The sequence below is a fragment of the Xanthobacter sp. BG11Y11_SDJG genome (assembly GCF_057364445.1).
Window position 1 is genome coordinate 1 of sequence record NZ_JBNFNU010000315.1, and the last position, 5,017, is coordinate 5,017.

Consider the following 5,017-nt stretch of genomic DNA (forward strand, 5'->3'; position numbering starts at 1 on the left):
CGACCTGCTGCTGGTGGTGGCCGCCCCCGGCGGACCCATGGCGCGGACGCGCAGGAGGCGCCCACCGACCTTCTCGTGACCATCGCCCGCGCCGCCGGCTTCGACGACCTGCCCGCGCCGCTGGCGGACCCCAAGCGCGATCTCAGGGTGCCGGCCGCCGAGCGCGCGCCTTCACGGTGAAGGCCGGCGACTATATCCAGATCATCGACGTGGCCGGCCGCCAGTGCTCGGACTTCCTCGCCTTCGACGCGAAGGCGCTGGAACAGGGCGAGGAATTCGGCCTCGACGCCACCACCACCCGCACGCTGATGGGCGCGGCCTATCCCGGCCCGGGTCTCCACTCGAAATATTTCGACGAACGCCAAATGGCGCTGGTGGAGGTGGTGCGCGACACGGTCGGGCGGCACGACACCTTCGCGCTGGCCTGCTCGGCCAAATACTACGAGGACATGGGCTATCCGGGCCACGCCAACTGCTCGGACAATTTCAACGCCGCGCTCAAGCCCTTCGGCATCGCGGCGCGGCGCGGCTGGCCGGCGATCAATTTCTTCTACAACACGTGCATCGAAGGCTCGAATGCGCTCGCCATGGACGAGCCGTGGTCGCAGGCGGGCGACTATGTGCTCCTGCGCGCCCTCACCGACCTCGTCTGCGCGGTGTCGTCGTGCGCCGACGACATCGATGCCGCCAATGCCTGGGAGCCCACCGACATCCATGTGCGCGTCTATGACGCGCGCGAGGACTTCTCCAAGGGGATCGCCTTCCGCATGACGCCCGACGCCGAGCCGCGCCTGACCCGCGCGAGCGCCTTCCATCCGCGCACCTCGCTCCTCACCCGCACCTTCGTGGAGTATCGCGGCTTCTGGCTGCCCACCTGCTACACCGGCGAGGGGCCGATCGCCGAATACTGGGCCTGCCGCGAAAAAGCGGCGGTTATGGACCTGTCCCCCCTGCGCAAGTTTGAGGTGACGGGACCGGACGCGGAGGTGCTGCTCCAGCGCACGGCGACGCGCGACATCCGCAAGCTCACGGTCGGCCAGGTGGTCTATACCGCGCTCTGCTACGACAGCGGCGGCATGCTGGACGACGCCACCATCTTCCGCCTCGGCCCGGCGAACTTCCGCGTGGTGTGCGGCGAGGAGTTCACCGGCAAGTGGCTGCGCGACAAGGCCGCCGAATGGGGCCTGAAGGCGTGGGTGAAATCCTCCACCGACCAGCTCCACAACATCGCCGTGCAGGGTCCGCTCAGCCGCGAGATTCTGGCCGCGCTGATCTGGACCGGGCCGACCCAGCCGGCCATTGCCGAGCTGAAATGGTTCCGCTTCGCGGTCGGCCGGCTCGGCGGGCCGCAGGGGCCGGCGCTGGTGGTCTCGCGCACCGGCTATACCGGCGAACTGGGCTTCGAGGTGTGGTGCCACCCCAAGGACGCGGTGGCGCTGTGGGACGCGGTGTGGGCGGAGGGCGCGCCCAAAGGCATGAAGCCGCTCGGCCTTTCCGCCCTCGACATGCTGCGGGTGGAGGCGGGCCTGGTGTTCGCGGGCTATGATTTCTGCGACCAGACCGACCCCTTCGAGGCCGGCATCGGCTTCACCGTGGCGGCGAAGGAGGAGGACTTCGTCGGCAAGGCGGCGCTGGAGCGCCGCAAGGCCAATCCCGCCCGCAAGCTGGTTGGCCTTCTCGTCGCCTCCAACGAGGATGTGGGCCACGGCGACCCGGTCCATGTGGGGCGCGCTCAGGTGGGCGTCGTCACCTCCGCCGTGAAGTCGCCGATCCTGAAGGCGCAGATCGCGCTGGCGCGGCTCGACGTGTCGGCGGCAGAGGAGGGGGCCGAGGTGGAGATCGGCAAGCTCGACGGCCAGAGGAAGCGCATTCCTGCCCGCATCGTGCCGTTCCCGCATTTCGACCCGCAGAAGACGCGGGTGCGGGCCTGACGGCCGGCGCCACGGGGTGCTGAAGAACGCGGCGCCTGCCCAAGAATTCGGCGGGCGATGACTATCATTTACCAGCCCCGGACGGCGATTTCCGACCATCTCCTCATTGACAACTATTTTTCTTGTGAAGAAAAATAGACATGCACCCGACAGTCGCGCGCGCCCGACGCCGCGCGCGACGGGGGTCCAGATGAGCGAGCCGAGATGAGCGATCAGGGCATCAAGAGCCGGCCGAAATACCAGCCCATCGCCCCCGATCCGGCGGGGCGGCACCATCTGCTCGTGGTGGAGGGGGTGGAGGTTCCCGCCGGAGCGCTGGCGGAGGGCGTCAACGCCTCCGCCTTCGAGATCTGGACCGTGGCCCATCGCAGCGCCATCCCGGCGCGCGTGATGGAGGAGGCGGCGGGCGCCATGCGCACCTTCCGCGCGTGCCGCATCTGCTCAGCGCGCTTGAGGAGCGGCTCGGCCGCGAGCGCATGGGCCTTCGGCTCTACGGCGCCGGCACCGAGCCGTTCCTGTGGGACGTGTTCGGCATCGCCCAGGCCGCGGGCCTGGGGCGGCAGGAGATGGCGTTCGCCCATGTGGGCACCAAGGCGCGGCGCATCTTCTGCGTCCATTGCCGCACGGTGACGGACGGCGTCACCACCTCCATCGTCACCTGCTCGGGCTGCGGCGCGTCGCTGTTCGTGCGCGATCACTTCTCGCGCCGGCTCGCCGCCTTCATGGGCGTTCAGGTGGATGCCGAGGTGCCCGGCGAGGTGCCCGAGCCCGAGGAGCTGTATTCATGAGCCCCGTCGAGACCTGTGACGTGCGCGTGCGCGAGATCGAGCCGCTGGCGCCCGGCCTCAAGCGCTTCTCGTTCGAGCCGGCCCATGGCGGCCTGTTCCCGACGCCGCCGGCGGGCGGGCACGTGATGCTCACGTTGCGCGACGGCGCCAAGGTGATGAAGAACGCCTATTCCCTCGTCTCGCCGCCGGCCGAGCGGGCGCGCTACGACATCATCGTTCGGTTGGTGGCCCAGTCGCGCGGCGGCTCGGCTTTCCTGCACCACAAGGTGGCGCGCGGCGACGTGCTCCAGATGGCGCCGCCGCTCAGCCTGTTCCCGGTGTCGGCGACGGCGAAGAAGCACCTGCTCATCGGCGGCGGCATCGGCATCACGCCGCTTCTGTCCCACTTGCCGGAGCTGAAGGCGCGCGGCGCGCGCTACGAGCTGCACCAGCTTTCCGTGGCCGACGAGGTCACGGTGTTCGAACGCCTGCTCGCCCCGTTCGCGGCCGGCGAGGAGATCCGCGTCCATGGCGGCGGTCGCGCCGCCTTCGACATTGCCGGCCTGCTGGCGCGCCAGCCGCTCGGCACGCACCTTTACGTGTGCGGGCCGCGCCCGCTCATGGACGCGGTGAGCGGCACCGCTTTGGCGCTCGGCTGGCCCAGCGGCAAGATCCACAAGGAGAGCTTCGGCGACACCTCGGGCGGCCTGCCCTTCAAGGCGGTGCTGAAGCGCTCCGGCATCGAGGTGGAGGTGGGCGAGACCCAGTCGCTGCTGGAGGCGATCGAGGCGGCGGGCGTCGCGGCGCCCTGTCTGTGCCGCGGCGGCGCGTGCGGCGAGTGCCGCACGCCCGTCGTCGAGGGCGAAGTCGAGCACCGGGACGACTTCCTCTCGGCGGATGAGAAGGCCGCCGGCACGGCCATCATGACCTGCGTCTCCCGCGCCGCGGGCCGCGCCTGGTGATCGATCTCTAGCGGGGAGCCGCCCCTCTCCCCATCGGGGGAGAGCGCCGGTGCAGGCCGTCGCGCCATTCAAGAAGGACGAGACCATGACCTTGCAGTTCAAGCCGTCCGAGACCTTTCGCGACACCTTCACCTACGCCAAGACGGCGGAAGACATCCTGCGCTTTCCGTTCCCGTTCCCCGAGGACGAATACATGTACTCGGTGAACATCGAGCCGCATGTGCGCGGCGGGCCGACGGCGGCGTTCCAGGCGGTGTTCGACATCGACGAGCATTATGTGGCCGAGTGCCGCGAGCGCGCCAGGGTGCTCGCCGAGGACCCCAAGCGCTGCCAGGTGCTGCCGCACATGATGGCGGCGCAGTGGGACACGCTGGAGCTCATCATGGAGAGCCTCGCGGCGGACTATCCCGAGCACTTCACGCTCACCAAGGCGGGCGACCTGTGGACCTGGGTGAACCGCCCGCTCGGCCTGCAGCAGTCCTTCACCTTCGGCAAGGCGGAGACGCTGCCCTGCCCGCCGTTCGAATACATCACCCGCCAGGCGCAGGGCGATTTCACGCTCCAGGACCAGCGCGAGGACAACCTGTTCGTGGACGGCGGCATGGTGACGACCCAGGCAGACTGGTCGCTGGAGTTCGACATCGGCATGACGTTCCACGAATGGCACGGCCCGGTGCCGCTGGCGCACGAGAAGGGCGTGTTCGACCGGGCGCTGAAATACCTGATGCGCCTGCAATGCGGCCAGCCGGTGCGGCGCCTCAACTGGACCATGACCGTCAATCCCCGGCTCGACACCTCGCCGGAGAACTACCCCGTCTGGGGTCCCGACAAGGCCACCGTGACGCCCGAGAACGTGGCCGAGAAGGTGCACCTGCGGGTGGAACTCCAGACCCTGTTCCGCCTGCCGCGCTCCAACGCCATCCTGTTCGGCATCCGCTGCTACCTGACCTCGGTGGCGGACATCGCGCGGGTGCCGAAATGGCGCCGCCGCCTGCACCGGGTGCTGCGCGACCTCCATCCCGACATCGTCGGCTACAAGGGCCTGCCGCGCTACCGGCAGATGGTGATCGACCATCTCGCCCCGTTCGACGACGGCGCGCCCACCTCCAAGGGAATCGCGCCGGACACCGACGCGCTCGACCCGGCGCGCTGAACCCTCAGGTGCCGCGCGGCTTGGCGCGGGTGGTGGGATCGGCCTGGGACGGGTCCTCGGGCCAGGGATGCTTGGGATAGCGCCCGCGCATCTCGGCGCGCACCTCGCGCCAGGAGCCGCGCCAGAATTGCGGCAGGTCCTTGGTGACCTGGATCGGCCGGCGCGCCGGTGAAAGCAGAGCCAAAGTGAGCGGGATGCGCCCCG

The 5,017-nt window shown here is 69.5% G+C and carries 5 protein-coding genes and 1 pseudogene; 4 read left to right on the forward strand and 2 right to left on the reverse strand.

Features of this window, described 5'->3' with window-relative positions; translation table 11 throughout:
• Positions 1 to 1,931, forward strand: a pseudogene (locus AC2W7M_RS19555) (trimethylamine N-oxide demethylase); the annotation flags it as partial.
• A gap of 212 nt (positions 1,932 to 2,143) precedes the next feature.
• Here the strand turns inward: AC2W7M_RS19555 and AC2W7M_RS19560 are convergent.
• On the reverse strand, positions 2,144 to 2,344 hold the full coding sequence (locus AC2W7M_RS19560) for a hypothetical protein (RefSeq protein ID WP_486134220.1): 201 nt from the start codon (positions 2,342 to 2,344) through the stop codon (positions 2,144 to 2,146).
• A gap of 15 nt (positions 2,345 to 2,359) precedes the next feature.
• Between AC2W7M_RS19560 and AC2W7M_RS19565 the strand changes: the two genes are divergently transcribed.
• The 3 genes from AC2W7M_RS19565 (at position 2,360) to AC2W7M_RS19575 (ending at position 4,813) form a co-directional block, all read left to right on the forward strand.
• Positions 2,360 to 2,719, forward strand: coding sequence for a dimethylamine monooxygenase subunit DmmA family protein (locus tag AC2W7M_RS19565; protein WP_486134222.1), 360 nt, complete (start codon positions 2,360 to 2,362; stop codon positions 2,717 to 2,719).
• On the forward strand, positions 2,716 to 3,660 hold the full coding sequence (locus AC2W7M_RS19570; protein ID WP_486134224.1) for a PDR/VanB family oxidoreductase: 945 nt from the start codon (positions 2,716 to 2,718) through the stop codon (positions 3,658 to 3,660). The genes AC2W7M_RS19565 and AC2W7M_RS19570 overlap by 4 nt, the downstream gene beginning before the upstream one ends.
• 85 nt (positions 3,661 to 3,745) lie before the next feature.
• Positions 3,746 to 4,813 carry a heme-dependent oxidative N-demethylase family protein gene (locus AC2W7M_RS19575; protein WP_486134228.1) on the forward strand — a complete coding sequence of 356 codons (1,068 nt, stop codon included), beginning with the start codon at positions 3,746 to 3,748 and terminating at the stop codon, positions 4,811 to 4,813.
• 4 nt (positions 4,814 to 4,817) lie between these two features.
• Here AC2W7M_RS19575 and AC2W7M_RS19580 read toward each other — a convergent pair.
• A partial coding sequence (locus AC2W7M_RS19580) for an ATP-dependent helicase C-terminal domain-containing protein (RefSeq protein WP_486134226.1) occupies positions 4,818 to 5,017 on the reverse strand: 200 nt, incomplete at its 5' end.

Excerpts from the sequence above, each read along its gene's own strand:
- AC2W7M_RS19560 (WP_486134220.1), bottom strand. The coding sequence starts at position 2,344 with ATGGCGCCCGCCGCCTCCTCCATCACGCGCGCCGGGATGGCGCTGCGA.
- AC2W7M_RS19570 (WP_486134224.1), top strand. The coding sequence starts at position 2,716 with ATGAGCCCCGTCGAGACCTGTGACGTGCGCGTGCGCGAGATCGAGCCG.
- AC2W7M_RS19575 (WP_486134228.1), top strand. The coding sequence starts at position 3,746 with ATGACCTTGCAGTTCAAGCCGTCCGAGACCTTTCGCGACACCTTCACC.